Annotated in this window: 29 protein-coding genes; 15 read left to right on the top strand and 14 right to left on the bottom strand. The window is 40.2% G+C overall.

Annotation, left to right across the window (positions count from 1 at the left end):
• Nucleotides 1-79: 79 nt before the first annotated feature.
• On the bottom strand, nt 80-274 hold the full coding sequence (rmf, locus tag ACU6U9_RS19160) for a ribosome modulation factor (RefSeq protein WP_446736588.1): 195 nt from the start codon (nt 272-274) through the stop codon (nt 80-82).
• A 260-nt stretch (nt 275-534) separates the two neighbouring features.
• On the opposite strand from rmf, the gene rlmKL reads away from it, so the two are divergent.
• The gene (rlmKL, locus tag ACU6U9_RS19155) at nt 535-2,742 is read left to right on the top strand and encodes a bifunctional 23S rRNA (guanine(2069)-N(7))-methyltransferase RlmK/23S rRNA (guanine(2445)-N(2))-methyltransferase RlmL (RefSeq protein WP_446736587.1); all 2,208 of its coding nucleotides are present in this window, start codon (nt 535-537) and stop codon (nt 2,740-2,742) included.
• A 222-nt stretch (nt 2,743-2,964) separates the two neighbouring features.
• Entirely contained in the window at nt 2,965-4,176 is a 1,212-nt protein-coding gene (locus tag ACU6U9_RS19150; protein WP_446736586.1) for an ammonium transporter, read from the top strand.
• A 221-nt stretch (nt 4,177-4,397) separates the two neighbouring features.
• On the opposite strand, the gene ACU6U9_RS19145 is transcribed toward ACU6U9_RS19150, so the two are convergent.
• From ACU6U9_RS19145 to ACU6U9_RS19120, 6 genes are all read right to left on the bottom strand, one after another.
• Nucleotides 4,398-5,024: an outer membrane protein gene (locus tag ACU6U9_RS19145; protein ID WP_446736585.1), complete on the bottom strand. Its 627-nt coding sequence runs from the start codon at nt 5,022-5,024 to the stop codon at nt 4,398-4,400.
• Between the two features lie 190 nt (nt 5,025-5,214).
• Nucleotides 5,215-5,751: a porin family protein gene (locus ACU6U9_RS19140; RefSeq protein ID WP_446736584.1), complete on the bottom strand. Its 537-nt coding sequence runs from the start codon at nt 5,749-5,751 to the stop codon at nt 5,215-5,217.
• A gap of 125 nt (nt 5,752-5,876) precedes the next feature.
• Entirely contained in the window at nt 5,877-6,566 is a 690-nt protein-coding gene (locus ACU6U9_RS19135; protein WP_446736583.1) for an ATP-binding protein, read from the bottom strand.
• Complete coding sequence (locus ACU6U9_RS19130; RefSeq protein ID WP_446736582.1) at nt 6,535-7,296, bottom strand: hypothetical protein; 762 nt, start codon at nt 7,294-7,296, stop codon at nt 6,535-6,537. Before ACU6U9_RS19130 ends, ACU6U9_RS19135 begins: the two co-directional genes overlap by 32 nt.
• 18 nt (nt 7,297-7,314) lie before the next feature.
• On the bottom strand, nt 7,315-7,989 hold the full coding sequence (locus ACU6U9_RS19125; protein WP_446736581.1) for a response regulator transcription factor: 675 nt from the start codon (nt 7,987-7,989) through the stop codon (nt 7,315-7,317).
• 2 nt (nt 7,990-7,991) lie between these two features.
• A complete protein-coding gene (locus tag ACU6U9_RS19120) occupies nt 7,992-8,288 on the bottom strand; it encodes a PepSY domain-containing protein (protein WP_446736580.1) in 297 nt (98 codons plus the stop codon).
• Nucleotides 8,289-9,221: 933 nt separating this feature from the next.
• On the opposite strand from ACU6U9_RS19120, the gene ACU6U9_RS19115 reads away from it, so the two are divergent.
• On the top strand, nt 9,222-9,497 hold the full coding sequence (locus tag ACU6U9_RS19115; RefSeq protein WP_446736579.1) for a hypothetical protein: 276 nt from the start codon (nt 9,222-9,224) through the stop codon (nt 9,495-9,497).
• A gap of 15 nt (nt 9,498-9,512) precedes the next feature.
• Here ACU6U9_RS19115 and ACU6U9_RS19110 read toward each other — a convergent pair.
• Nucleotides 9,513-10,663 (bottom strand): IS3 family transposase gene (locus tag ACU6U9_RS19110; protein ID WP_446736578.1). Its coding sequence is split into 2 segments (ribosomal slippage): nt 9,513-10,429 and nt 10,429-10,663, totalling 1,152 coding nucleotides; the frame shifts between segments, so codons are not numbered across the junction.
• Between the two features lie 1,086 nt (nt 10,664-11,749).
• On the opposite strand from ACU6U9_RS19110, the gene ACU6U9_RS19105 reads away from it, so the two are divergent.
• The 7 genes from ACU6U9_RS19105 to ACU6U9_RS19075 all read left to right on the top strand — a co-directional run bounded on the left by ACU6U9_RS19105 (nt 11,750) and on the right by ACU6U9_RS19075 (nt 16,540).
• Nucleotides 11,750-11,872 carry a hypothetical protein gene (locus ACU6U9_RS19105; protein WP_446736577.1) on the top strand — a complete coding sequence of 41 codons (123 nt, stop codon included), beginning with the start codon at nt 11,750-11,752 and terminating at the stop codon, nt 11,870-11,872.
• A gap of 308 nt (nt 11,873-12,180) precedes the next feature.
• Nucleotides 12,181-12,999 carry a signal peptidase I gene (gene lepB / locus ACU6U9_RS19100; protein ID WP_446736576.1) on the top strand — a complete coding sequence of 273 codons (819 nt, stop codon included), beginning with the start codon at nt 12,181-12,183 and terminating at the stop codon, nt 12,997-12,999.
• Nucleotides 13,000-13,725: 726 nt separating this feature from the next.
• Nucleotides 13,726-14,103, top strand: coding sequence for a hypothetical protein (locus ACU6U9_RS19095; RefSeq protein ID WP_446736575.1), 378 nt, complete (start codon nt 13,726-13,728; stop codon nt 14,101-14,103).
• 117 nt (nt 14,104-14,220) lie between these two features.
• A complete protein-coding gene (locus ACU6U9_RS19090) occupies nt 14,221-14,553 on the top strand; it encodes a DUF4336 domain-containing protein (protein WP_446736574.1) in 333 nt (110 codons plus the stop codon).
• A 56-nt stretch (nt 14,554-14,609) separates the two neighbouring features.
• A protein-coding gene (locus ACU6U9_RS19085; protein ID WP_446736237.1) for an IS3 family transposase occupies nt 14,610-15,766 on the top strand; the annotation gives its coding sequence in 2 pieces (ribosomal slippage) (nt 14,610-14,868 and nt 14,868-15,766; 1,158 coding nt in all).
• A 93-nt stretch (nt 15,767-15,859) separates the two neighbouring features.
• A complete protein-coding gene (locus tag ACU6U9_RS19080) occupies nt 15,860-16,171 on the top strand; it encodes a hypothetical protein (protein ID WP_446736573.1) in 312 nt (103 codons plus the stop codon).
• An 81-nt stretch (nt 16,172-16,252) separates the two neighbouring features.
• Nucleotides 16,253-16,540, top strand: a complete 288-nt coding sequence (locus ACU6U9_RS19075) for a YciI family protein (RefSeq protein ID WP_446736572.1) — start codon at nt 16,253-16,255, stop codon at nt 16,538-16,540.
• Between the two features lie 225 nt (nt 16,541-16,765).
• Here the strand turns inward: ACU6U9_RS19075 and ACU6U9_RS19070 are convergent, their stop codons facing one another.
• The 3 genes from ACU6U9_RS19070 to ACU6U9_RS19060 are packed head-to-tail and all read right to left on the bottom strand — an operon-like array spanning nt 16,766 to nt 20,308.
• Nucleotides 16,766-18,112 (bottom strand): tetratricopeptide repeat protein, encoded by a 1,347-nt coding sequence (locus tag ACU6U9_RS19070; protein WP_446736571.1) that lies wholly within the window; start codon nt 18,110-18,112, stop codon nt 16,766-16,768.
• On the bottom strand, nt 18,109-18,981 hold the full coding sequence (locus ACU6U9_RS19065; RefSeq protein ID WP_446736570.1) for a tetratricopeptide repeat protein: 873 nt from the start codon (nt 18,979-18,981) through the stop codon (nt 18,109-18,111). Before ACU6U9_RS19065 ends, ACU6U9_RS19070 begins: the two co-directional genes overlap by 4 nt.
• A gap of 55 nt (nt 18,982-19,036) precedes the next feature.
• On the bottom strand, nt 19,037-20,308 hold the full coding sequence (locus ACU6U9_RS19060) for a DUF3857 domain-containing transglutaminase family protein (RefSeq protein ID WP_446736569.1): 1,272 nt from the start codon (nt 20,306-20,308) through the stop codon (nt 19,037-19,039).
• A 382-nt stretch (nt 20,309-20,690) separates the two neighbouring features.
• Here ACU6U9_RS19060 and ACU6U9_RS19055 point away from each other — a divergent pair, with 382 nt between their 5' ends.
• Entirely contained in the window at nt 20,691-21,479 is a 789-nt protein-coding gene (locus ACU6U9_RS19055; RefSeq protein ID WP_446736568.1) for a hypothetical protein, read from the top strand.
• A gap of 52 nt (nt 21,480-21,531) precedes the next feature.
• Here ACU6U9_RS19055 and ACU6U9_RS19050 read toward each other — a convergent pair whose 3' ends face one another.
• Nucleotides 21,532-22,485, bottom strand: a complete 954-nt coding sequence (locus ACU6U9_RS19050; protein ID WP_446736567.1) for a DMT family transporter — start codon at nt 22,483-22,485, stop codon at nt 21,532-21,534.
• Nucleotides 22,486-22,620: 135 nt separating this feature from the next.
• Here ACU6U9_RS19050 and ACU6U9_RS19045 point away from each other — a divergent pair, with 135 nt between their 5' ends.
• Together ACU6U9_RS19045 and miaE are read left to right on the top strand one after the other, a co-directional pair.
• Nucleotides 22,621-23,022, top strand: coding sequence for an acyl-CoA thioesterase (locus ACU6U9_RS19045; RefSeq protein WP_446736566.1), 402 nt, complete (start codon nt 22,621-22,623; stop codon nt 23,020-23,022).
• A gap of 47 nt (nt 23,023-23,069) precedes the next feature.
• Nucleotides 23,070-23,708 carry a tRNA isopentenyl-2-thiomethyl-A-37 hydroxylase MiaE gene (miaE, locus tag ACU6U9_RS19040; protein WP_446736565.1) on the top strand — a complete coding sequence of 213 codons (639 nt, stop codon included), beginning with the start codon at nt 23,070-23,072 and terminating at the stop codon, nt 23,706-23,708.
• A 17-nt stretch (nt 23,709-23,725) separates the two neighbouring features.
• On the opposite strand, the gene ACU6U9_RS19035 is transcribed toward miaE, so the two are convergent.
• Nucleotides 23,726-24,427: a cell envelope integrity protein TolA gene (locus tag ACU6U9_RS19035; protein ID WP_446736564.1), complete on the bottom strand. Its 702-nt coding sequence runs from the start codon at nt 24,425-24,427 to the stop codon at nt 23,726-23,728.
• Between the two features lie 180 nt (nt 24,428-24,607).
• Between ACU6U9_RS19035 and ACU6U9_RS19030 the strand changes: the two genes are divergently transcribed.
• Entirely contained in the window at nt 24,608-25,210 is a 603-nt protein-coding gene (locus ACU6U9_RS19030; protein ID WP_446736563.1) for a redoxin domain-containing protein, read from the top strand.
• A gap of 251 nt (nt 25,211-25,461) precedes the next feature.
• Nucleotides 25,462-25,962: a hypothetical protein gene (locus tag ACU6U9_RS19025; RefSeq protein WP_446736562.1), complete on the top strand. Its 501-nt coding sequence runs from the start codon at nt 25,462-25,464 to the stop codon at nt 25,960-25,962.
• 247 nt (nt 25,963-26,209) lie between these two features.
• Here ACU6U9_RS19025 and ACU6U9_RS19020 read toward each other — a convergent pair whose 3' ends face one another.
• A complete protein-coding gene (locus tag ACU6U9_RS19020; RefSeq protein ID WP_446736561.1) occupies nt 26,210-26,362 on the bottom strand; it encodes a hypothetical protein in 153 nt (50 codons plus the stop codon).
• Between the last annotated feature and the right edge of the window lie 183 nt (nt 26,363-26,545).

Here is a 26,545-nt window from a genome sequence, read left to right as displayed (position 1 = left end):
TAAATTGATGTGCTTTAGAATTGAAAAGGGCCCCTTTAGGGCCCTGATGATTTAAGCGAGAATTTGTTGTAAGTGTGAGTTAAACCGGAAGTCGATGTACACCAGCTACGCCTGAGTAGCCGTCCCAGTGATCAGCTCGACCTTCACGCCAGCCACTCATCCAATTAAAGTGGGCAGTGCCATCTGGGCATAGGTCTTTAGATCGACCTTGAACGCCTGCCATGTAACCTTTTTGGAATGCTCGGCGATCCATATCACGCTTCTGTCTTCTCATACGTCGTTGCCTCTGTTTGAAAATGTTGAACATGTATTAGGCATTAAAAATTGCCTAACACAGATTTCAGTATGGATAGGTTACAGCCCCATGTTAATGATTTATTTGTTCTTTAACGGATTTTTATTAGATCCAAAAGTTATTAAATTCTAAGTGATTGATCTGTAAACGGATTTAAATTACACAAACATCGCCAGTGTAGAGCGCATGCTCTTAACTTAAATGGCAAAGCCAAAATTAGATAAAAAGTTGATGCGTGCATGAATGAAATAGAACAACAATCAATGGTCGTCACTTGCCCTAAAGGTTTGGAGTCTTTGCTGGCCAAAGAAGTAACCGATTTGGGCGCGCAAGCCGTAAAAATAGGGGTGGCATTTGTCAGTTGCGAGCCTGACCACATCATAGGCTATAAAATTTGCTTGTGGTCGCGCTTGGCCAGCCGAGTACTGTATCCATTGGCGCATTTTCCGGTGGCCAATGCCGATGATATGTACAAGCAATTACTTGAGATCCCATGGACTGAGCATTTAAGCGATGGCCAAACGTTTCGTGTGTATTTTTCGGGCACCAATGACGATATTCGCAATACCCATTTTGGTGCATTAAAAGTTAAAGATGCGGTATGTGATTACTTTCGTGATAAAACCGGCACGCGCCCAGATATTTCGGATCAGCCTGATATTAGTATTCACGTGCGCTTAAGTCGCGATGCAGTTTCTGTGTCGTTAGATATGGCAGGTGAATCACTGCACCGTCGTGGCTATCGTCAAAGCCAAGGTTTAGCGCCACTGCGTGAAAATTTAGCGGCTGCATTATTGTTGCGTGCAGGCTGGCCTGATGTGATGAAGCAAGAAGATGGCGCACTGCTTGACCCTATGTGTGGTTCGGGCACGTTGCTGATTGAGGCGGCGTTAATGGCGGCTGATATTGCACCGGGTTTATTGCGTGCAGGTTTTGCGTTTGAGAAATGGCAAAATTTTCAGCCGCAACCATGGCAAGCCATTAAAGACGATGCACAAGCACGTAAATTAGCGGCGCAAGAATCAGAAGCTGAATTAACCTTGATCGGTTACGACATGGATGAATCGGTTTTAAATAAAGCGCGTGATAACGCACGCCGTGCTGGTGTGATGCATTTTATTCATTTTAAAACGCAAACACTAAATGAACTGCACAAAGAAAAAGGGCTACCTGAAGCTGGCCTAGTATTGTGTAACCCGCCTTACGGTGAACGCTTAAGTGACGAAGTGGCCATTGGCTCTTTGTATTCGGCATTTGGTCGCTTAGTTAAGCAGCATTTTGCCAATTGGACGCTGGGTATTTTTACCGGTAACCCAGGTCAAGCCTACCAATTTAAAATGCGCGCTCATAAACAATATCAGTTTTATAATGGTGCGATTTCATCAAAATTATTTTTGTATACCATCTCGCAGGGTTCAAGTGAAAAGGCTCAAGCCCAAGCTCAACTAGAAGAAAGCGAGCCTGCGAACACAGCAGTATATGAAGCTGCGACGCTTGGCGAGGGCGCGCAAATGGTGTGTAACCGTTTGCAAAAAAATCTGAAAAAAATAAAACCTTGGGTGAAAAAACAAAACACCAATTGCTACCGTTTGTATGACGCCGATATGCCTGAGTACTCGGTTGCTATCGATGTGTACGATAAGTGGGTACATGTTCAAGAATACGCACCACCTAAATCGGTTGACCCAGAAAAAGCAGAAAACCGTTTGCGTGACGTGTTGGATGCTGTACCCGTTGCGTTAAAAATCGACCGTGGGCAAGTTGTGTTAAAGCAGCGCATGATGCAAAAGGGCAAGCGCCAGTATGAAAAACAAGACAAGCAAGAGCAGTTCTTTGAAGTGCAAGAGGGCGATTGCCGTTTTTATATTAACCTTAAAGACTATTTAGACAGCGGTTTGTTTTTAGATCACAGACCTATTCGTGCTGATATTGGTGCGTGGTCAAAAAACAAAGACTTCTTAAATCTATTTAGCTACACCTGTGCGGGCAGTGTGCATGCTGCGGTGGGTGGTGCGCGTTCAACTACCAGCGTTGATATGTCTCACACATACCTTAACTGGGGGCGCAAAAACCTTGCATTGAATGGCTTGGCCGATACCAACCATGAATTTGTACAGGCTGATTGTGTAACGTGGCTAGAACTGGCGCAGCAAAATAAAGAGCGCTATGACTTAATCTTTATGGACCCGCCAAGCTTTTCTAACTCCAAGCGTATGTCGGACATTTTTGATGTTCAGCGCGACCACGTGAAGTTGATTACTTTGGCCATGGGGATTTTGCGCCCTGGTGGGACATTAATTTTCTCGAATAACTTTAGGCGCTTCAAAATGGAGCATGACGCACTAAATCAGTTCGTAATTGAGGATATAAGTGCGCAAAGTATTCCCCAAGACTTTGCTCGTAATCAAAAAATTCATCAGTGCTTTTTAATCAAAGCCTCTTCTTAGTGCCTATAAAAACTGGGTGAATGCTATTTTCGCCCAGTTTTTGTCACCCCTTCTTTTAATGTGGTGCTTTAAAATGACGCACTTGGCATGCTGCATGCATTAAGTTGAGTCATTATTAAGCGGTGAACTAAGCAGAGACGCTTTAATCACTATTAACTATAAGACGACACCTTAGCAGCAATGGCTCTTGCTGATTTAAGGTGCATATAAGAGGGGATTGTTGTGGAAAACATCAACAGTGCTGTAGAAACCCTAGTTAGCAGCTCAAACACATTCTTTATTTTATTGGGCGCCATCATGGTGTTCTTTATGCACGCAGGCTTTGCTTTTTTAGAAGTGGGTACTGTACGTCATAAAAACCAAGTTAATGCCTTGGTTAAAATTATTACCGATTTTGCAGTATCCACCATTGCTTACTTCTTTGTGGGTTACACCGTGGCGTATGGTGCTGACTTCTTTGCGAATGCAAATGAGCTTTCACAAACAAACGGTTATGAATTAGTTAAGTTCTTTTTCTTATTAACCTTTGCTGCTGCCATCCCTGCGATTGTGTCGGGCGGCATTGCTGAGCGTGCGAAATTTTACCCGTTCTTAATTGCGTCAGCATTGATTGTTGGTTTGGTTTACCCGTTTTTCGAGGGTTTAATTTGGAACGGTAACTTTGGCTATCAAGCATGGTTAGAAGCCACGTTTGGTGCGCAATTTCATGACTTTGCTGGCTCTATTGTTGTGCACGGCATGGGTGGTTGGATTGCACTGGCCGCGATTATCTTATTAGGTGCGCGTACGGGTCGTTACCGTGAAGGTCGTCCGGTTGCGTTTGCGCCATCAAGTATTCCTTTCTTGGCGTTAGGTGCTTGGATTCTAACGGTTGGTTGGTTTGGCTTTAATGTCATGTCAGCGCAAACAATGGACGGCATCAGCGGCCTTGTGGCAGTAAACTCATTAATGGCCATGGTTGGCGGTACATTGGTGGCGATGTTAATGGGCAAAAATGACCCTGGTTTCATTCACAATGGCCCACTTGCTGGTTTAGTGGCTGTGTGTGCCGGTTCTGATTTATTTCACCCAATGGGCGCGTTAGTTGTGGGCGGTGTAGCAGGTGCGCTATTCGTTTACACTTTTACGTTGTTTCAAAATAAATTCCCACGCATTGACGATGTGTTAGGTGTTTGGCCTTTACACGGCTTGTGTGGTCTTTGGGGTGGGATTGCAGCGGGCATCTTTGGCTTGGAATCTTTAGGTGGTATGGGTGGCGTAACCTTTATGTCACAGCTTGTGGGTTCATTAAGTGGTGTGGCGGTTGCTCTAATCGGTGGCTTTGCGGTTTACGGTTTGGTTGGCGCCATTGCTGGCTTACGCTTAACTCAAGAAGAAGAATACAACGGTGCGGATTTATCGATCCATAAAATTGCATCCACTTCAGAAGATTAATGGCTAATTATTAGTTCATAATCTTTTTGAGTTAAAACAAAAAGCGCTTACTTAGGTAAGCGCTTTTTTTATGGGTTTGAACTGCCGCTGTCTTAAAATTATAATGTTTTTAATATTGTGTCAGTCAGTAGTCTGAGGCAGAATTTGATATTTTGCAGTATGTGGTGCTTATTTGGATGTGATAAAAAGGGCTGCATCAATACAACCATTAGTAATAATAATTAAAATTTAAAACCAAGGCCAATGCTAAGTGAATTTTGAGCGTAAGCTGTATCAATAGACTCTGAGTAATAGCTGTAGCTATAACCATAGTTATCAATATTTAATATGTGGATTGACTGCCATGCATACGCTTTTCTTTGAATAGAAATATCTAATTCAACTTGTTCGTTAATTGCGGCTTTAATGCCAGCTGACATTTGAAAGGATGCACCATTCAAAGAATCACCATCTTTGTTGCTACCAGAAAGAATTGCAGCATCTTTAATTGAGTGGAAGCCAAATCCGATTCCCCAATAAGGCTGAATTTGATCTTGGCCATAAACAAACTGCCAATCTAAATCAAAACCAGTGATATCTTCTGAGGCAGGGGAGCGATCAAAATCAACATCTGCTTTTGAATAAGATACTAAAAACCGATTATTTTTTTCATTGACGTAGCCTAAATATACGCCGAATGCTTTAGTGCTAATATCTTCTGTGTATTCACGGTCAGGTCTATCATAGGTTTTTTTTGCTTCTGCAGAAAGGCTTTTTGTGTAGTTGAAGCCTGTAATCATAGCGTTGCCTTCTTGTGCGAACGCGCTTGAAGAGGCAAGTAAGCACGCTGCGGCTAGTGTATATTTCATTATGTTATATGTATCCGATATATGTGCATTATAAAAATCGCGGCAAAGATATCACAAAAATACATTTAATCAATGCGTTACTAGTGATCAGTATTTATTGATATAACGGAGTGGTTAAATAGGGTGTAAAAAAGGGATTTAAAATTAATTAAATCCCTTTTTATTTGTTCAAAAATGTGATCTTAAGGTATTAAAATTGATAGCCCACAGAAACACTTACATTGCTTAGGTCTATGTCGTTGTCTAATTGAGCGAATTTATATTGGGTGCCAACGGTTAGCTGCTCCGCCACTTCATAAGATGCACCGACACCATATGTAAATTCATCTGATGTTAGACTTGCAGTCGCACCTTGCAATTTAACTTCTTGCTCTATTGCTTCATAAGCAAGGCGCCCAAATACTTGTAGTTTAGGGGCTACTTCGTACCCCACTTTACCTCCAAGTGACAAGCTGCTGATTGTGTTACTTGCTTTACCAAATGGTGTGTCAGAGTCTATCGATAGATAACGATTATAACCCACTTCAGTACTGACTGATAACGGCCCGTTAGCAAAGACTTTGTAGCCACCTAATAGGCTCATACTGGTATCGGTTTCGCTGTTATAGCCATTGTCTATTTTGGCTTTACCTGCAGCGCCTTCAACGTAGAAATTATTTAAATCAGCGTGCGCAGATAAAGTAAAAAGAGACGCGGTAAGTGTTGAGATCAGCGTTAGGTTTTTCATAATATTGTTATCCTGTGTCATTCCATTTAAGTGAAACAAATCGTTGTTTGCTTCGACTGGAATAAGATTAACAACAGGCAATGTACTGAAAATGAACGTAAAATGAACTGAAAATGAATGGCTAATTAAATTAAAATTTCGACCTTTAAGCCGCCTAAGCTTGACTGGCTTAGGTGCAGCTTGCCTTGATATTGGTCAACGATATCCACCACCATGGCTAAGCCAATCCCTTGCCCTTGTTGTTTTTGATCCGCCCGTACGCCACGGCGTAAAATATCGGCTATGTCATGCTCGGCAATACCGTTGCCATTATCTTCAACTAAAATACGACAGCGCAGGCGATCTGTTTCGTTATTCTGCTGGCTTTCTAGTTCGTTAGTTAAAGCTACAAGAATTAAACCCCCACCGTATTTGGCGGCGTTATCTAATAAGTTACCGATGATCTCCATTAAATCGCCTTTTGCACCTTTGAATATCACATCGGCTTCAGTGTCGATATCAATGCATTGCAGGGTCTCTTGGTAGACTTTCTCAACCACATTGGCAAGGCTCTCTAATAAAGGTAAAACCTCAATCGTATGTTGTACCGATTGTGGCCCAACATGAGAGGCGCGGTGTAATTGATGCTGCACAATTTCATCCATGCGTGTGACTTGCTGTGCCAAGGTGTTGATGTGTGATGTTTCGATTTGTGCTGGCGTTTTTACAAAATTTTGCCGATCAACCAACCCGCGTAAAACGGCCAATGGTGTTTTTAAACTATGAGCAAGATTCGAAAGAGTATTACGGTAGCAGGGTATGTTGACGCTTTTCATGCAGTAATAATTGATTCAGGTTTTGTGCAACAGCCGTTAGTTCTTTTGGATAGTGGCCACTTAATTGTGTCGATTTTCCGGTTTCAATCAAATTTAAATCAAGTGCCAATTGCTTTAAGGGTGATAGCCCCCAGTTTAAGGTGATGGTAAAAACAACCAGCAGCACAATGGCCAATACACTTAAGCCTAACCATAAAATCATTCGGTACTGACGAATACTTTGCTCAAAGCGGGTAGAGTGTTCGGCAATGGCAAGCGTATAATTTTTTAGCTGCCCAGATGGTAACTCCCACGCGACACCTAAGCTTGTGTAGAAAAAAGGCTGACCATCAATCGCCATGCGCCCGTGTTCTTGTTGCCCAGGGGCTTGCAGTGTTGCATGAGACATTAAACTGTTCGTTACCAACCCTTTTACATAACCTTGGGTCGAGCCTGAGCGCCAAACAAATTCACCGTGATCATCCAGAATCAGCGCAATACTGCCCGAATCCCACTGATTTAATTTTGGGAAGTTTAATGATTTAGGTAAAAAGAGTTGCGCTTCTTCAAATTCAGCGGCACCTAGTACTAAGTACAACTGTGTTTGCAGCCGATCTTGTAAATCTAATTGCAAGCCACGCTTAAATGCCTGGTCAAGAATCAATGCGGTTAACGAAATAAATAACACTAAGATAAAGCTGGCACTGAATAACATGCGCCGACGTAACGAATAGGAATGTTTAGTGACCATGAGCTAAGTCACCTTAGGCTAAACTGCGAGATCAAAGCGATAACCCTGACCACGAATATTGGTGATGGGTTTGATGGTGGATTCTGGGTCGAGTTTTTTACGTAGCCTGCGCACAAAAACCTCAATCACATTACTGTCGTGTTCGGTGTCGTCATCGTAAATGTGATCGGTTAATTCGCTTTTGGATAATATTTTACCTGGGTTGAGCATCAGATACTCAACTAAGCGGTATTCATAAGCGGTTAAATCAATGGCTTTGTCGTGTAAAAAAACACGCTTTAGTGTGGTGTCTAATGATAGCGGCCCAAAAATCACTTTAGGGTGTGACATTCCGGATACTCGGCGCTGCAAGGCATTAAGTCGCGCCAGCAGTTCAGCGAGATGATAGGGTTTTACCAAATAGTCATCGGCTCCGGCTTCTAAGCCTTCGACCTTATCTTCCCAGTTATCACGGGCCGTTAAGATTAAAATAGGGAAGTTTTTATTCTGTAAGCGCAACTGGCTGACGAGCTCAATACCGTTAAGCTTGGGCAAGCCCACATCAACAATGGCCATATCAACGGGGAACTGAGTGCCCATATACAGGCCTTCTTCGCCATCGGGCGCCCAATCGACGGCATAGCCTGAGTGTTCAAGTGCTTGGATTAACTGCTCGGCGATATTGCGGTCATCTTCAACTACCAATACCCGCATGGCTACTCAACAACCTTACCGGTTTGGCGGTGCACAAACAGTGTTTTCATCACACCTTGTTTGCTGAGAATCTTCACACGGTAGACAGGCTCAATGGTTTTAGCGCCGTTTTGACCTACTTGTTCGTCGGCTTTCTCATGCGCCACAACCTTGCCCGGTGTGTGGGCTTGAGCGGTTGCTAAGGCTACATTAACCGCGATTTCTGCGTCGGCGGCACTGGCCGTCAACACGGCACCTAATGACATCACACAAAACAACAAAAATGGCTTAATAGCTAAAGTAGGCATCAGCTTGATCATGCAGCGCTCTCAAAACAAATAAAACGAATAGGTGCAATGATACCCGTGAATAAGGGTCGAGTTAAAGCTTTACATCAATGAAACCAGTAAATAAACACATATTTGAGCATGGGATATAGGCCGCTAATACAAGTAGAGTCGCCCTCTATTTTGCTGCTTTAAACGGGTACTAGGGCATTTGTTGCTTGCAGTAAAACGACTGTTTATACAGTGTAAATGGCAGGCTGAATTTTTGAAGTTAAATAAAACAAAATTATACTTTTGTACTGGGTATTGGCCACAAAAAGCGTCACGTGATCGCATATTATATTATGCAGTCACGTGACGCTTTTTGTGGAAATGGGAGCTTTGTCTTGGTAAAACGACGAAACGCATCGAAAAAGAAACCTGAAGAAAAAGAAGGGCTTACATAGGCACAAATATTTCGTGAAGACGTAAAAAAAGGGGAGGCATATTTGCCAAAACAGGCTGCATACCCCATGATGACTCGGCTTCATTGAAATGAAGGGCGAAGGTGCCCCATAAAACACGTCACGTGACGGCATATTATATTATTTGATCACGTGCCATAGAATAAACTGTTAAGAGTACTACATGAACCTGTTATGGATTGCTTACATAATATGTATCTCAGTATTTTCACTGGATGTTGTGATATATAAGAAGATACATTCCAACAAAATATTGGTCGTTGTTCTTACAATAGTGGAGCTTGGCCTTCTTGGTATGGCCGGAGCTGCCACGCAAATTGAGCTGGGCAGAGTTTGTTTTCTATCTTCCAATATATATGGCCATAGTTTTATATGTGTTTTTTTGGCCACAATTTATTCGAGTTCGGCTTTTACCTAAAGGGCCGTACTCTTAACAAGTTTAGGCATGTGACGCAAAAAGCCGCGCACATGCTAAAAGCGTTAGAAGTAAAAAGGAGTAGTAATGAAAAAGGTGTTCGTATTTAGTTTATTAGCTTTTTGTGTGGGTTGTTCTTCCGGAGATGGAGAACCACTACAAAGCGAAATATCTACTAACAATATTAAAATTATTTCTATATCACCAGATACTGCGGAGGATGGCGTAAATACAAAATTCACAGTATCCATAGATTATGAATTAGTAGATTTTGACCAAGGTGAGGTCAATATTGGTTTTAATGTAGATGAGCAGGATGCGAATATCATTCTTTATGACCAAGTTGTTTCTAAAGGTATGTGAATCGCCCCGACTTTTCTAGACACCCAATTTCTTCACAAAATAGTTCCTTTCAAACTCCATCGGTGACACATCATTATTATTACCATGACGTCGAGTTGAATTATAGAACAACTCAATATAATTAAATATATCAGCTTTACCTTCTTCTCGAGTGAGATAAATTTTACGACGAATACGTTCACGTTTTAACAACGCAAAAAAGCTTTCAGCGCAGGCATTGTCGTGACAATTCCCTTGTCGACTCATGCTTACTGTTAAGTTATTGCTTTCCAACATACTTTTCCAATCGTAACTGGTGTACTGGCAGCCTTGATCAGAATGCACGATTACATTGCCTTTTGGCTTTCGTCGCCAGATGGCCATCGTAATGGCATTGAGTACTAAATCGGTATTAATGCGATCACTCATCGACCAGCCAACTACCTGCCTTGAGAATAAATCAATGACAACACCAAGATACAGCCAGCCTTCATAAGTACGAATATAAGTTATATCGGTTACCCAAGCAGTATTTGGTTCGGCTACATAGAATTCACGATTTAAAAGATTTGGAGCAACTGTCGATAGTTCGCCTCCACTGTAATTAGCTTTACGCTTATAGCCTCGTTGAGACTGTATGCCTGCGGATTTCATCAGTCGATATACGCGATTTTTACCGCACGCTTCGCCAAATGAAAGCATGTCTTTATAGATCTTTCGATAACCATAAACACAGCCGCTTTCTAACCAAAATTGCTTAATAAACCCTAATAAATATTCATCGTCTTTTTCACGCTGACTTTTAGAGTTTTCATGCCAGGCGTAAAATCCACTTGGGTGAACATTTAGTACACGGCACATGGATCGCACTGAGAAACGGTGGGTTCGAGAGCTTATGAACGTGTATTTTTCTTTGACTCCCCGGCAAAGAACACGGCGGCCTCCTTTAAGATGTCTCGCTCTTCGGTCACACGCTTTAGTTCGGCTTTAAGCTTGCGAAGCTCTTCGTTTATGGATTGTTTTTCTTGGTAGCCTTGGGCGTTCTCACCGTATTTATCTCGCCAGTGATAGAGGCTTTTAGTTGTAATGCCTAATCGATTGGCCACATCGGCAATGGAATGACCATTTTCAGTCACTTGCTTGACCGCTGCTATCTTGAATTCTTCGTTGTATCGTTCACCAGCCATAATGGCCTCCTCTTTAAGTACATTATATAGTTAAAGGATGTCTAGTGAACTCGGGGCGATTCAACTGGCTCTTTCACTGCAACTATTTCAGCTGTCCCCGTTGACTATGCCCCAAACGGAAGTTTTGGGGTTTATGCAAATATAAGTGAATATCCTCACCCTAATACATGGACGCCACTTGCTTCAGATTTCAAAAATGTTGTAGTTACCCAAAACGTCGGGACCAAATTTTTTCAATCCATGTCTATAGATGAGTATAATTTAATTTGTTATACAAACTATGAAGAACAGTGCATCAATTTCTAACAAAGCAATCTTGCGGAACTCTGTGGGCTGTCACCTTGTTTGCAAAAAAAAACACGCAAACAAGTCGCCATCCCACTCCGCCCGTAAATTACGGCGTTATAAGGTGAATGAGTAATAAATTATTTTCTTATCATATTCGGTGGGTCAATCATTCTTTATACCTTAGTTGCGTATTATTTTGGTTCCCCTCAGCTTTACGACTTTCTTCCCCTTGGATTTTTCGATGAGAAGTCAGATGAAGAATTTTATAAAGTTGTGCCTTCGGATAAACCAGATAAGGGGCCATGGATTGCAATTGGCTTAGGAACAGCTCTTATATTATTAGGGCTGTATATCAAATATGTACTGCGTCGATAGTGAAACGCCTATAACAAGTAGCAATAGTTCGGCCAATAAATTGGCCCTGAGAGCTCTCCTCCCTGACTCGCTCCGCTCACGGTTGTGCTAGGTGATATATTTAAAGTATATGAGTGAATCAAAAAAGAAAAATAGTAGAAGACCTAAGGGATTCATTGGAAACTATAGAGGCAAGAGTATCTTTGATAGGATTTCATATTTTTTATTAACTCTATCAGGTCTAGTGCTAATGAAAGGACTTATTCGAACTGAGTTTGACCAGCTGTTCATAGTCGCAACTCTATCCTTTCTATTGTTGTTGTCTGGTTTGTTTTTAAAAAAATCAGTCATAAGAAAAATATAATAAGTGGCTGAAAAGCGACGAAAAAATATACGTGCTTTAGCGAGGCGTTATAACCGAATGAAATGAGGAGATACAACAGTATGGAAGCGATAGGAGTTATCGGTATGATATTTGGCTTGACTGCATTTTATCGAGTTTATAAGCTTGAAAAAGTATTAAAATATTCAGGGTTACTTGATAAAAGTTTTGATATAGATAAATAACACTCAAGTGATTCTGCCACTACAAGATATCGAAGCTGTAAAAAAAACAGGTTTTCTTATTGCAGAATAGTAGAATTTTAAGACGTTATTTGTGGCGCTTATAAGTCGAATGTTTATGTGCGGTTGTCAATGTTAAAATTATCAGCCAATATTTTCTTTCTACGTTAGTAAGTTTAAAAACTAAAGCTGGTAAGGTGTATATGACCTTAATAATGTCGTTTCATAAGTTGATTGCGTATGCAGCATGAAACAAGTGCGATATTTAGCCTGTTATTTATGGCGTCAAATACATCAAGTAAGGAGTACTAATGTCTAATAAATGGTTTGCTGCAATGTTAGGTTTTTTAATGCCACCTTTAGCATTACTCTATTTGGCTAAATTGCGGATAGCTGCATTATACCTTGTGTTGTTCGTGTTCTCTTGGGTTGCAGATTATTATCTTATCTCTGTGATTGGGTTTTCTTTTGTTGGGTTGTTATTGGGAGTGCTAGCAGCAATTCATGGGTTTATTTTAGCGAAAACAGTCGATTTTAAAGAAAAGAGAAAGTGGTACAGTCACTGGTGGGGTGCATTATCGATTCCCATTTCTATATTTGTATTAATATTTTTAACAAGGTCTTTTGTCGTAGAGCCGTATTTAATCCCTTCAGATGCTATGTCGCCGTCGCTTGAAGCTGGCGATTATGTATTGGTTAAAAAGTGGGGTTATGGTTTGTATGGCTCATATGGAATTAGGCTGTTTAGTCAAGATATAGAAAATCGAATACCTATAAATAGAGGTGAAATGGTCGTTTTTATTCCACCTCACGATTCTCGTCCTTTTGTAAAAAGGGTTGTTGGTGTTTCTGGTGATGTGGTTGAGTTTCGTGATAAGCAGTTAATCATTAACGGTAATCTCATTGATACAACAAAATCGAATAATGTTGTGGTGAGTGAGATCTTTGGTGACAATGTAGCTAATGTAAAATATATAAATGATAATAACCCGTTTAGGTCAGGCGTGTGGGCAGTGCCGGATAATCACTATTTTGTGATGGGTGATAATCGTGATAACTCAGCAGATAGTAGAGTGTGGGGTATGGTCCCAGCTGAAAATATTATTGGCCGCATTCTAATAAAGTGGTGAAAGTATTTAAAACCCCTTCCTGTATGACACCGAATATTTCACTGGTCCTTGCTTTCCCGTCACTTAATTGCAACTAATCATTTTGCATCTGAATAAGGTGCAAATTTTTCTAAGTGCAGTGAATGATTACAACACTTCAGTTGTGTATGCTGGCCCGCGCAGAAGCTGTACGCCTTTTTAGGGTGATTACTATGAAAACTAGAATAGTTAATTCTGGTATTAGGGTGTTCTATAACGTCGATACAATTACTATATTGACAGCTATGTTGTTATCTTCGCTATTGTTTTTGTAGATTCTTTCGAATGACAACGGTTTTGTCATTGAGTTTATTATGATTATTCCGCTACCTATAATAGTCAGTTGTAATGATTGTATTAATGTCGTGACGAAACAGACAGGTTCTCTAGTGCTTGCCACGGTTAATATGTTAGATGTTTAAGGAAAACTATGAGATGCCTAAAAATAATCGCATTCGCAATCATCGTTAGGTGTTTGGTTGGCGCTGTAAATGCAGAGCAAATTTATGATGTATCGAGAGATCGAGCCATGCTGATTTTGGGCCTCTATGGCTAAAAGAAAATATTAGATCACTCATTAAGGATTATTTAAATCAACGGCCTTGCTCTGAGTTGATGAATGTTAGTCAAAAAATTAAGCGTGATTAAACATCTCGATAGTGATATTTCGATACTTTATTGGGATTTTATGTTTATAAGGAGAATAAAGTGAATATTTGGATTTTTTCCGCAGGCATAATAGGCGTGTTTACAGCCTGCGTTCATCTTTTTGCAGGGCAGGTCGATCCTGTTAGGCCTTTTCTTAAATCTGATTTACCGGATATACCTAAGGCAACCCTGTTAGGATGTTGGCACATTGTTACTGTCATACTATTTATGTCAGGGTGTGTTTTAACGTATGTTGGTTGGTTTGAATTGAATTCCTTTCAAAATATTGTTACAGGCATTTCAATGAGTTTTATCGTTTTCTCTTTGGTCTTTATTGCTGTTGGCTGGTATTTCTTTAAATTTCAAGCATTGATAAAGCTACCGCAATGGATTTTATTGTTACCTATAGGTGTATTAGGGCTTATTGGTGTGATGTAAATATATTCAGAACATTAAATGAAAAGTACTGGTGTGCTATTTTACTCTGTTTAGTATTCAGTTAACTGTATTTTTTGATGGTAAGCATATTATGTGGTTTTAAGGGAGGCACTTGAAATGAAGGCAATGTCTGAGAATATATGGATATTTGATGGTGAGGCAGTCAACTTTTATTCTTTTTCATTTACGACCCGTATGACAATTGTTCTATTAAAAAATGGTGATCTCTGGGTGCATAGCCCAATAAGGCTTGAATCTGATCTTAAGGCTCAAGTGGAGTCTCTAGGGCGAGTGAAGTATCTTATTGCGCCTAATCATCTTCATCATATATTTATTGAAGATTGGCAAAAAGCGTATCCAGATGCCTTATCTTACGGGACAGAAGAGGTCATTAAAAAACGAAATGATATTTCTTTTAATGGAAGCTTAGAGGCTGTAGTGGTACAGTGATTTTGGCCACCTAAATAGAGGTGATATCATCACCTCATAAGTATCTTAGGTGACATATGAGTAAGCAAGGTAGAAAGCATTTTACACCCGAATTTCGTTTAGAAGTTGCACAACTAATCGTTGATAAAAATTATTCTGTACGCGAAGCTGCTGAGTTAATGAATGTCGGTAAATCCACCGTCGATAAGTGGGCAAGACAGCTCAAACTTGAACGTGATGGTGGCATACCAGCAGCATCCCCAATGACCCCTGATCAAATCAAAATTCGTGAGCTGGAAAAGAGAATTAAAGACATTGAAGAAGAGAAAGAAATCCTAAAAAAGGCTACCGCTCTCTTGATGTCGGACTCGATGAGAGGTTCTCGTTAGTCCAGAAGCTGAAAGAGAGCTACGCCGTTACGAAGCTATGCAATGTATTTGAAGTGTATCGCAGTAGTTTTAAATATTGGTTAAGTCACCCAGAAAAACTTACCTCTAAAACGATTGAGTTGCATAGTAGAATTCGGGAAATGTTCAGGCTAAGTAACGGCTCTGCGGGCGCTAGAACAATCAGTACGATGGTGACTCAATCAGGTATTAAATTAAGCCGCTACAGGGCAAGAAAAGCCATGCAGTACTTGGATTTAATTAGCAAACAACCTTTTGCGCCGAAGTACAAGAAAGCAAATAACGAGCACCTTGCAGTGCCCAATTTACTTAATCGCCAGTTTAATGTGGCCGCACCTAATCAAGTTTGGTGTGGTGATGTCACTTATGTTTGGATCGGGAAAAGATGGGCTTATTTAGCTGTGGTAATGGATTTATACGCCCGCAAGCTAATTGGCTGGGCGCTCTCATTATCGCCAGATAGTCAGTTAACCAGTAAAGCTTTACAACATGCCTATGAAAGCCGAGGGCAACCTAAAGGAGTGATGTTCCATTCCGATCAAGGTATGCATTACACCAGTAGAAAGTTTAGGCAAACACTATGGCGCTGCCAGATAAAACAAAGCATGAGTCGTCGAGGTAATTGCTGGGATAATGCACCAATGGAGCGATTTTTTAGAAGCTTAAAAACAGAATGGATGCCGAAATATGGGTATAGCAATTTTGCTGAGGCTGAATATTCGATAACAAATTATATCGCAGGTTATTATTCTCAGTTGAGACCACACCAGCATAATAATGGGAAGACTCCAAATGAGGCAGAAGGATTATTCTTTCAAGCCTCTTAAACTGTGGCCAGATTTACTTGACCACTACAGGCGGTCGCTAATCCTGCCTGGAGTGATGAACTTGACCAGTTGCTTTTTACAGGCTCACCAGCCATGCAGGAGGCCGTTTTTTTTCATAAGGCGTCCAGAGTATTAATACTAACAGACCTTATCGAAAACTTTTCACCTGATGCATTTCCATTTTTTACTAGGTTGATTGCTAAAGTCGCTGGTGTTTTAGCACCTAATGGAAAAACGCCTATAGATTGGCGTTACAGTTTCTACCCTAAAAAAGCTGAAGCTAGGCGCCACATTAAGCACATACTAAACTGGAAGCCTAACGCAATTATTTTAGCCCATGGGCTTGTTATTGAGGATAACGCAGAGGACTTTATTAAAAAATCATTTAAGTGGGTAAAATTGTAGAGTCTGTTTGATAAAATTATGGCAGTATTTAGCCCTTGCTTTAATTTGTCAAAAATATGTTATTAGAAATGGAGGGTTTAGGTGTTTATTATTGCACTTACATATAAAGTCGATTTATCAGAAGTTGATAAACATATTGAAAACCATGTCGCTTTTTTAGAAAAATACTATGCTAAAGGAAGTTTTATAGCGTCAGGGCGTAAAGTGCCGAGAACAGGCGGTGTGATTTTAGCTAAAGCCTCAAGTTTGAATGAGGTAGAAAAGATAATTAAAGAAGATCCATTTTATGTTGAAGACTTAGCTGATTATGAAATTACGGAGTTCATCCCAACGATGACGTCACAAGCATTTGATGCACTTAAAAGCTAAGTATAGATAATATATTTAAATGCACATTGTAGGTGTACGGTTGATTATGTAATCCTGTTTGAGTGTCTACTTGTATAGGTGTCTTAGTGTCAATAAAAATTTATTAATTTCTATCAATCTTAGATACACTGAATTAATAAGATTTTTGAGTTGTTGATTAAGTTTTTATATGTGAGTTAAACTCGAAAGTGGGCGATTGCTTCCCACTTTAATCGAGTGAAGTGCTCATTTCATTTTGTTTAATATGCCTTTAGCCATTAGGTATTCAGAATACGAATAAACTTTTTGTTCTGCTACCTTTTCTAGATACATTTTAAATTCTTCTTGGTTTTTTTGTTGCTTAGCAATAATAGCTTGAAGGAAGTAGGCTTCAGTCAGTTCGCATGCATCTTTGGCATAGCCTATGAGTTCTTCATTTTTCAGCTTTCTATTATAATAATCGTATAGAGTTTTCTCCCAATCTGTCATATTTTTTATATAAGTAAGGGGTGTGCTCGATTTATTTTGAGATAAGTCTGCTGAGATTTGATGTTTTAAATTAATGTAAACATCGTTGGTGAATGCTAACTTGGCCTTTTTATAAACTTGTTTGGCCTTTATGTAGTCGCCATTAATAAACTCCAAGTCTCCAATGTCTTGATTGGTGGTGTTATCTAATTTTAATGCTTCTGTAAACATTTTCCCTGCTTTCTCTAGATTTCCCAGTAGAATGTATGTGTATCCTGCTCCCCATAGTGCGTCTTCATTCGGTACAAGTTTTATAGATGCCTTGTAGTGAACAAGAGCAAGACGATTTTTCCCTATTGCGCTATATGCATCGGCTAAATTAAGTCTATATATTCCATTTTTTGGGGCGTTTTTAACTAGTTCGTTGTAAATGTCTATGGACTTTTGAATCGGACTTGCTTGTTTGCCAGTACATATTTTAGTTTCCCCTAATCTTAAATATCTATAGGCCAACATAGATTTTAGATAAGTATTTAAAGGGTTTAAGTCGACACCTTGTTTTAATACAGAAAGTGCTAGTGTGTCGTGGCCCTTACTCGCATACATGCCATATAAATAAACGTAAGGATGAGTCGCATTGGGTTGTTCTTGTATGGCTCGTTTTAGGAGTGATGTTTTTGTGTTGAAGTCCTTATTGGCAGTAGAGCGTGACAGGAACTCAGCTAAAGCAGGTGGATTGGTTCGCTGTTTAGTGAGAGGTGTCATCCCGTTAAATAGCTTGCTTAGTTTTGAATGATCTTCTTTTTTTCCCGATTCCAGTGTTTGGCTATAAAGCGAATAGTACAAGCTTAGTTGTACTTCTGGATTGTGAGTGTCGGTTATCATATAGCGCTTTAAGTAGTCGATACTATGCTTTCTATAGTGAGATTTATGCGTGATTTCAAATAGCTGTCTATAACGTTGGCCTATTTCAATTAAAAGGCTAGGGTTGTTTGGCTGTTCCTTTAGTTGTGCTTCGTACCCATTAATCTGCAGTAGTAATGTAGATTCTTGACTTGTATTAGGAATACAACCTACGAGAAATGCTGTGCATACCATAGCAGCTATAATAATTATTTTTTTCATAGCTCGTACCCTAAATCAACTGCCTTTTCAAATGCTTTGTCTGATTCGTCATATTTATTTTGATGCCCCAGTATTAAGCCTTTTAAATAATAACCTTCGGGCAATTCATTTTCTTCTAATAAGACGAGTAGCGTTGTTAGTGCTTCATCGTAGCGTCCATTATCAATGAAGGCTTTTACACTAGGGATAGATTGACCTTCTTGATCTGAAATTATTGGGCTTTCATCTGAAGACGACTTAACATGTGTTAGCCAGAATCCTTTTTCATTGGCTGTTTTTATCGTTCTTATAAACTCATCTCTTTTTTCAGGCAGTAGTGAAAACGGTGTAATTCTTATGTTAATTGATGCACCAATTTCTTCGTTTTCGAATGCCTTATATGTGGCTTGAATATATGGCGTATTAATTATCGAAGGTGAAGAAATAGTACTGGCTGATTTTACTCGTTCGTCACTGACGATCGTTTTAATATTGAGTGTTATGTCTGTGTGATTGAATAACCTATGTTGACGTTGAGTGTTACCTAATGGGCTTAAAAAAGAAGTGAACCCTTGCAATAGCTGCTGGTAAGATGCCCCTAGTGTAATACCTTCTGAAAGATCGGTTTCTGTTTCGTATCGGATATCAAAGGTTAGTGTTACCGGAGAGAATAGGTCGTCAATATTTAGTACTTTTATATTATCTATTTGTGCGGTATTAAAAATTGGGCTAAATATTTTACGTAATTCTTTATCTTTTTCTTGAGCTTGACTCCAGATATGTCTAATTAATTCATCGTAGTAGCCAATAGCCTTCACTGTTATTGAGCCTAGTACAGCATCAGAGTTGATAGTGTGGTAATTCGTTTCAATATTTAGTTCAATGGCCACGTCATTTGCTTTAACATTTACAAATTTTCCGCTATTAGGGCCAAGCACTAAGGCTTTAGTTGAGGTTGTTTATTGGGAATAGCCCAGGGTATTGGTGGCGATTATTACTTGTATCTATAAATTGTGCATTAATACCAGGCTGAGCGGGTACATAGGTGATCATATGGTCAAAAATAAGGCGGGGTACATGCTCAGCAACGCTGATACCATTTGAGTCATAGAGAGCAGGAAATGCTTTAACGTTTATGGCTCGAAGTAATGCAATTGTTAGGGCTGTTTGATCTTTACAGTCTCCAAAACCATTTTTTAGAGTCCAACTAGGTGCGTGAGGTGTAAACCCCCCTCTGCCTAAGTGAGCATAAACGTATCGGGTTTGGTTTTGAATATAAGCGTAAATGGCTTTTATTTTATCCGCTTTAGTCAGTGCTTTTTCAGTTATCGAGTCTGCAAGTTCAGATATTGAATCTAATTCACTTTTAGTCAGTGCTGTTTGAAACATTTTGTAAGACCAATCACCGAGTTCATCCCAGCTGTCTAATGTCGTAAAAGTGAGTCTAGGTGCATGTAACCAACTAGGAGGCATTAATTCTTCAATTGATAGTTTCGAAATATTTGAAAAAGAAAATGTATGTGTGGTCGTATTATCCTTTGAAGATGTTGAATGTTTAATTTTATCTAGTTTTGGGGCGTCAATTTTTATCGGAAGATTATTTGGGTATGCCACAACGACGGTGCTTAGGTTTACAAAGTCTTGGATGTATTCACCAGTTGATGCGTTACGTTGATAGACAGCGAATAATTCATTGTGAAACCAATGGTTGTCAATATATGGCTTAGCTGTCTTTCTTGTGTATTGATATTCAATAACAGAGCCTTTTAAAAGCTTTGGAACAGAAAATGTAAGCGATTTTCTGTTGTTGTAGAATAATGCATTATTTGCTGTTCTAACTTGAACTGTAGAAGGGTGTACCTCATGGGTTTCGCCCGATTCAGTTTTCACTCTTGCGAAATCTAAAGAGAGAGTTTCGTAGTAGTCATCAAACTCCAGTTCAAATTGGCTATAAAAAGGAGCGGCTTGGCTATCATTAATGCGAATCGCAGTATAAGTTGTAGTGGTGTCTAAATAATTAGCATCTACATTTACTGTACGATATCTATATAAAACCTCTGCTGAATGAGGTGATAGTTTCCCCCCGTATTCCGAAATTACATCATCTAAACTTTGCTCAATAATTCTAGGAGTTTTAGATTCAGTGGTTGAATGGGCTTGACTGGCCGATAGAAGTGAGAGGAATAACAATAGATGTACAGTGAAGAGCCCTTTCATGGATATGTCCGCTAAAAAATGAGGCCGCATTGTACTTAAAAAGGCGTTTGATGTCCAAATATTAACCAGCGAAGTTGGAAGGGTGATGGGGTTGCTGTAATGACTAAAAATACTAGTATAAACAATAAGTTATATTCGGGTCTTCCAAGTTTGGTCGTAGGTTGGGTGGGCCTAAGGTGGAAATTATTCGATAAATATGGCGGTTTTCCGTATTTACTGGAGTTCCATATCTAGTCCTCTAAAACGAAAAAGGATAGGAGACTTATATTGCTCGATATTTCTATAGTCACTTGTGTAGTGATACAGTTATTTTGACCACTATATTTATGCTATAAGCTTTTAATAAGTGATGGCTAATTCAAATATGGACGAGGAGATACCGATGGAACGTAATCGCATTACTCAAAAAATGTATTTATTACTTACCACCCTTTGCTTTTTACCAATAATCACACAAGCTGAATCGATTTGTGATTATAAAAAGTGGGATAGTTTTAGTGATGTTAATCTTTTTAAAGGTGAAGACAGTTATTTTTTTATGACTTCGCATAAGGCTGTAGATGCCGACGGCGCACCTAACGCTTACCATCCTGATAATATTGGTCTCGATTACTTAGAAAATGCAGGCTACCCCAAAAAAAGTTGGTGGCGCTCAGTATTAGTACCTGACCCAGTTAACCCTAATGTGGCATATCGTCAAAAAGAGGGTGAATACAAAGGTTTTTTTATATCAAAAACATCCTTATATGATTCGGCTAAAGATATATATGATACGACGCGGTATGTAGACGCTACCCGTTATCCGTATTTAGTCTTCCCTCGAACGTTTTTCCATAAAAAAGGTACTGGGCTTCTGGGTGATTTGGGGTACGCTTTGAATCTTGAAAGTGGGAAAGTGAGCCCATTTGTTGTGGCCGATATAGGGCCGTCCCGTGCAGCTTTAGGCGAAATTTCCATGAACTTAGCACAGAGGTTAGGTGGTAAGGATGTGAATCCTAGAAACGGTGCAGGCATTCCAAGCGGCGATGTTTTGTATGTGATTTACCCTTATTCATCAAAGCAGTATAAATGGCCAATTGAGATAGAAAGCCTTGAAGGTATAGCAAATGCGAAAATAGCGGCCCAAGGTGGGGTTGAAGCAATTACAAAATGCGCTAAAAAACGAGAATAAAGTTATTACTGGTGCGCAGAAAGCGTGATAACTGTCCGCTTAAAAATAGGCTTTATACACTGCTATTTTGATCCAGCACATTTACTTTTGGTGTGTGCTGTTTATCTCCTAGCTCCGATACTACCATGCCTAAAATGATACAGGTGGCGCCGACAAAGCCCAGCAAGCCTAACTTTTCATCTAAAAAGAGGGCGGCTGATATATGGGCAAAGATGGGTTCGCTGGCAAAAATCAATGCAACTTTATGCGGCGCTAATAACGTTTGTGACACCGATTGTGCCCAGTACGCATAGGCTGTCCCAAGTATGCCTGCGATTAAAATACCGGCATACACGATGGGAGTGGTGAGTTGTTCATGCCAAGTAATGGCTGGTTCGCCGGTAATGTGAAAACTTGGGTCAGGGTCTAGATAGCCTGCGATAGCGCTATAGAGTGCGACGGCACTTAATTGAATAATACTCAATAAAATCACAGGCATGGTGCTGACAAATTTACCTGTGAGTAAAATATGAAACGCAAAACTGAATGCACAAACTAATACCAGTGCATCCCCTTTATTAAATACAAATTTGTCACCAACGGTTAAGCAATACAAACCAATTGTCGCCAGGGTAATACCAACCCATACCGCGATCGCTGCTTTTTGCGTAAAGAAAATAAAACCTAAAAACGAAACCAGCGATACGGCTAAGCCTGTAATGAAGCCAGCGTTCGATACCGATGTATAGCGCATGCCTTCGGTTTGAGTAAAAAACCCAATAAACAATAATAGGCCTAAGAATAAACCGGCTAATACGATGGATTTGATATGGGCTTTGTTGATGATCTCTTTACTAAAATAGAACAAAGGCATTAATGAGAGTGCCGCGACACCAAAGCGTAATGCGTTAAAGGTATGAGTGGGCAGTACCTCAATGGCAAGGTCTACAAGTACAAATTCGGCGCCCCAAATAAAGCTGGTGAGTAGCAGTAAAAAAAATGCAATGCGGGGTGAAAGTAGAGTCATGGTCTGGTCATTATAATCGTTAGCCATTCACCATAGATTTCAAACGATGTTATGGCTATACCCAGTAGGGTATAGGGGCATACAGGTCAGGCTGAAAAGCTGTATAATGGCGCGATTTTTCTAGTTGGTCAGATTATGCATATTAATCACATTAAAGTTCGTGGCTATCATTTGGATGTTTATCAGCATGTCAATAACGCCCGCTACCTTGAGTTTTTAGAAGAGTCTCGCTGGTCGTTCTTTGAGCAGTACCCGCTAGTTGAGAAAATTCATGGGCATAATTTAGCGTTTGTATTGGTGAATATTAATATCAATTACCGCCGCCCAGCGTTTGTTCAAGAAGTGTTGGAGATTCGTACCAAGGTGGCCAAAATTGGCACTAAAAGCTGCACAATTGAACAAACAATGTATTTAGAAGGGACCGAGACAGTAGTGGCCGATGCGTTAGTGACCTTTTGTGTGCTGGATCAAGTTAAGCACCAGTCTGTGGTGATCGACGGTGAAGTACGCGAGCTATTAGAGCAAATGTCGTTATAATAGCGCCCGCAAATGGCTAGGTTAAAATGAGTTAGTGGTAATAAAGAATGGCTAAAACGGATATAGACGAGATGATTGCCCCTGTTGTGGCGTACTTGCCCAATCGCACACCGGATGAATGGGTGGCTGCGGCACTAGAGCATCAAGAAACCATCTTGATTGATCACGCCACTAACGAGCTGAAAGCGGCTCAGCAAGCCATGACGTTAATGGCGCGTAACCCATTAAATATGGACATTCAAAATAAGATGTCTCGCCTTGCCCGTGAAGAGTTGGTGCATTACGAGCAAGTGCTTAAAATCATAAAAAAGCGCGGTATTAAGTTTCGTACCATGAAGGCAAGTGGTTATGCCTTTAATATGGCCAAGCACATTCGCTCTGATAACAAGGGTAAGCTCACTGACAGTTTAATCATTGGCAGTATTATTGAAGCGCGCTCGTGCGAACGTTTCCATAAAATTGCTCCAAGCTTAGACGATGAGTTGCAGAAATTTTACATTTCATTGCTTAAGTCTGAGTCTCGTCACTTTCAAGATTACCTTACCCTTGCACAAAAATACTCAGAAGATGATATTCAGCCCCGCGTTGATTTCTTTTTGCAGTGCGAAGACGACAGTATTATGCAGCCCGATCGTTTAATGCGTTTGCATTCGGGTATGCCGACAGATGACTTAATCGTTACCTGATACTCAGTGGTTTATATTTATCGCGTTTGTAGTTTCGTTTGTCGTCGTGACGAAGGCTCGTTTGAATGCTCAATAGGAATGGTGGTTTTAAATTCTGACACGCCTAATTCTTTTGGTATAGCCGGGAAGGGGTTAGCATTGAGTACCTTGCTTTGCAGCCATTGTTGATAGTGTGGCGAGCCCTCTAATACGTCGATTTTTACTTGAATTGCAACCCCAGCAGGCATCAAGGTTATTCCTATATTCGCTTTACCAGTCACAGGGGCGCTGCCCATTTTATTGAGCAAGTGTTTAAGCAATTGTTGCTGATACTGCTCTTGTGGGGTTTGGGCCTTGCCAGATTGATCCACCAGATCCCCTTGATTACTTGAGCTGGCTTTTGATTGTAATTGTTTAGCTTGTTGCGGCTTACTGGCACTGGATTGTGGTTTTACAGCTTGCTGTTGACCGCTCAATGCTATTTTTTTAGAGGGCGTATTTGTTTGTGCAGATTGCGCGCTGGTTTGGCGGGCCTGAGTGTTAGGTTGTTCTTGAGTTTGCTCGTGTACCGCTTCGAGCAGCATCACTTGGCCTTGCCCTTTAGATGATGCACTTGGCCAAACCCAAATTGCTCCTATCATCACCAACCCATGCACAGCAATAGACAGCAACAAGGCTGTCGGCCAGCTGTGTTTGTTTATTGTACGATTTGAAGGGCTCGAAGCGTTATTGTGATTCACAATCCTGTCACTTTTAATGGTCTATGATTTAAAACGGCGATAACCATCGGATTAACCTACTCAAGAGGTAGGATTTAACGAACGGGCATTGTATTATATTCCACCTTTCAGCGCCGCCTGAAGATTTCTTAATATCTGTTGTGCTCAGCATAACAGCTACAACAACAAATGGAGTAAGTGATGAGCGTACTTGTAGGTAAAAAAGCACCTGATTTTACAGTAGCAGCAGTACTAGGTGACGGCAGCATCGTTGACGAATTCACACTGTCAGAAGCCATCAAAGGCAAATACGGTTTAGTATTCTTCTACCCGTTGGATTTCACATTTGTATGTCCTTCAGAGTTGATCGCACTTGATCACCGTATGGATAAATTCAAAGACCTAGGCGTTGAAGTAATCGGTGTTTCTATCGATTCTCACTTCACTCACAACGCATGGCGCAACACCCCAATTAACGACGGCGGCATTGGCCAAGTTAAATACACCCTTGCTGCTGATATCTCTCATGATATCTGTAAAGCATACGACGTTGAATCTGACGGTGGCGTTGCTTTCCGTGGTGCATTCATCATCGACACTAACGGTGTTGTACGTTCTCAAATCGTTAACGATCTACCACTTGGTCGTAACATGGAAGAACTAATCCGTTTGTTCGAAGCACTTCAGTTCACTGAAGAGCACGGCGAAGTTTGCCCTGCTGGTTGGAATAAAGGCGATAAAGGTATGGACGCGTCGCCTGAAGGTGTAGCGAAATACCTAGCTACAGAATCTGATAAGCTTTAATTTTTTAAAGTTTTAAGATTTCAAAAAACCGCTGCAATTTTCATTGCAGCGGTTTTTTTATGGCCAGTATTTTGTGTAGTCCAATAAATATCCAGTAGTGAATGTGCTGTCTGTGTCGAGTAGTATTTGTATTGGACGTAGTTCAGGATTTTAATTGTTATTTAAGGTGGGCGTTAAAGTGACGTTCAATTTTTAAGGGCTTCTCATTGGGTTAAGCTTTAATACTAATAATAAGATTTAAGGAATGAATAGTGAAAAATATTTTTATAATTGTGCTGCTAGTGGGTGGTTTGATTTTTTATGTATCAAATAAAGATTCAACCCCAGATACGCTCTATTTTTCTGGGGAGCAGTATAAATTAGGCGATGCTTCCGGTAAGCAGGGCATGGCAAAAACATACCAGTATACAAAGTCTGGGCGAATTAATGGTATAAATGACTTTGTGCATGTTTTTGTTGTGGATAAGACCACTGATTATATTGATCCTATCAGAGGATTTTTAGAAGAATCTTATAGTTTAAACCTGCTGGATGAATTAGATGGGAAATTTGGTGTTTTTAATACGTCAGGTGAACAGAGGGATTATTATGCATATTCTGTTGAGCAGGAAACAGCCACGTCATATTGGATACTTACCTTTGTGAACCAGTCTAACTTTGATAATAATAAGGTGTCTTTAGGCGAAGCTCGAAATAAGGCACCTGATTACTTTCGTTCTTTAGTGGCTACATTTAATGAAATCTCTCATTGATATTTTTGTTACTGAATCCTCAGTATAAACGTATAGATTAAATGGTCGTGGCCAATTAGATTTGGTCATAACTTAGAAAGGCAATTCCCCCTTGTTCTGTTTACAGTGTGTTAATTCGCCGTTACAAATGTGCCGCCTTAACGACTGTCATAACCCATCATGCAACGTGACACTTTAAATCTTGCATTAAAAATACCGATACCCATCGATTGCATTAACTCAAATATCAATATTTTTTACACCTGAGTTAATGATTAAAACTACGCTTATGAATACCGAACGCTAGGCGCAGTTCTGCGGCCTTGCGAGTTGTCCCTTTATTGAATTCATTTGATTGAGCGCTAATTGATCCGCGGCTAGTTTGAGTTTGTGGCCAAAAGATGCCCAGTTTTTTGGTCATATTGTCACCGTAAATATATGAGGGTTTTTATCGGCACTCATTACCGGTGGCTATATGTCTCATTTTGCGGGTTTTACCTGTTGTGCTGGCGTATAAAATGATGGGCAGTGATAAACCTGAAACGAGCATTTAACCATATACGTTGATGGGATCAGGGCCCGATAAAGACCTTAATGCAAATGA

The organism is Pseudomonas sp. HK3 (assembly GCF_052920985.1).
This window is presented reverse-complemented; position numbering and strand designations above follow the sequence as displayed.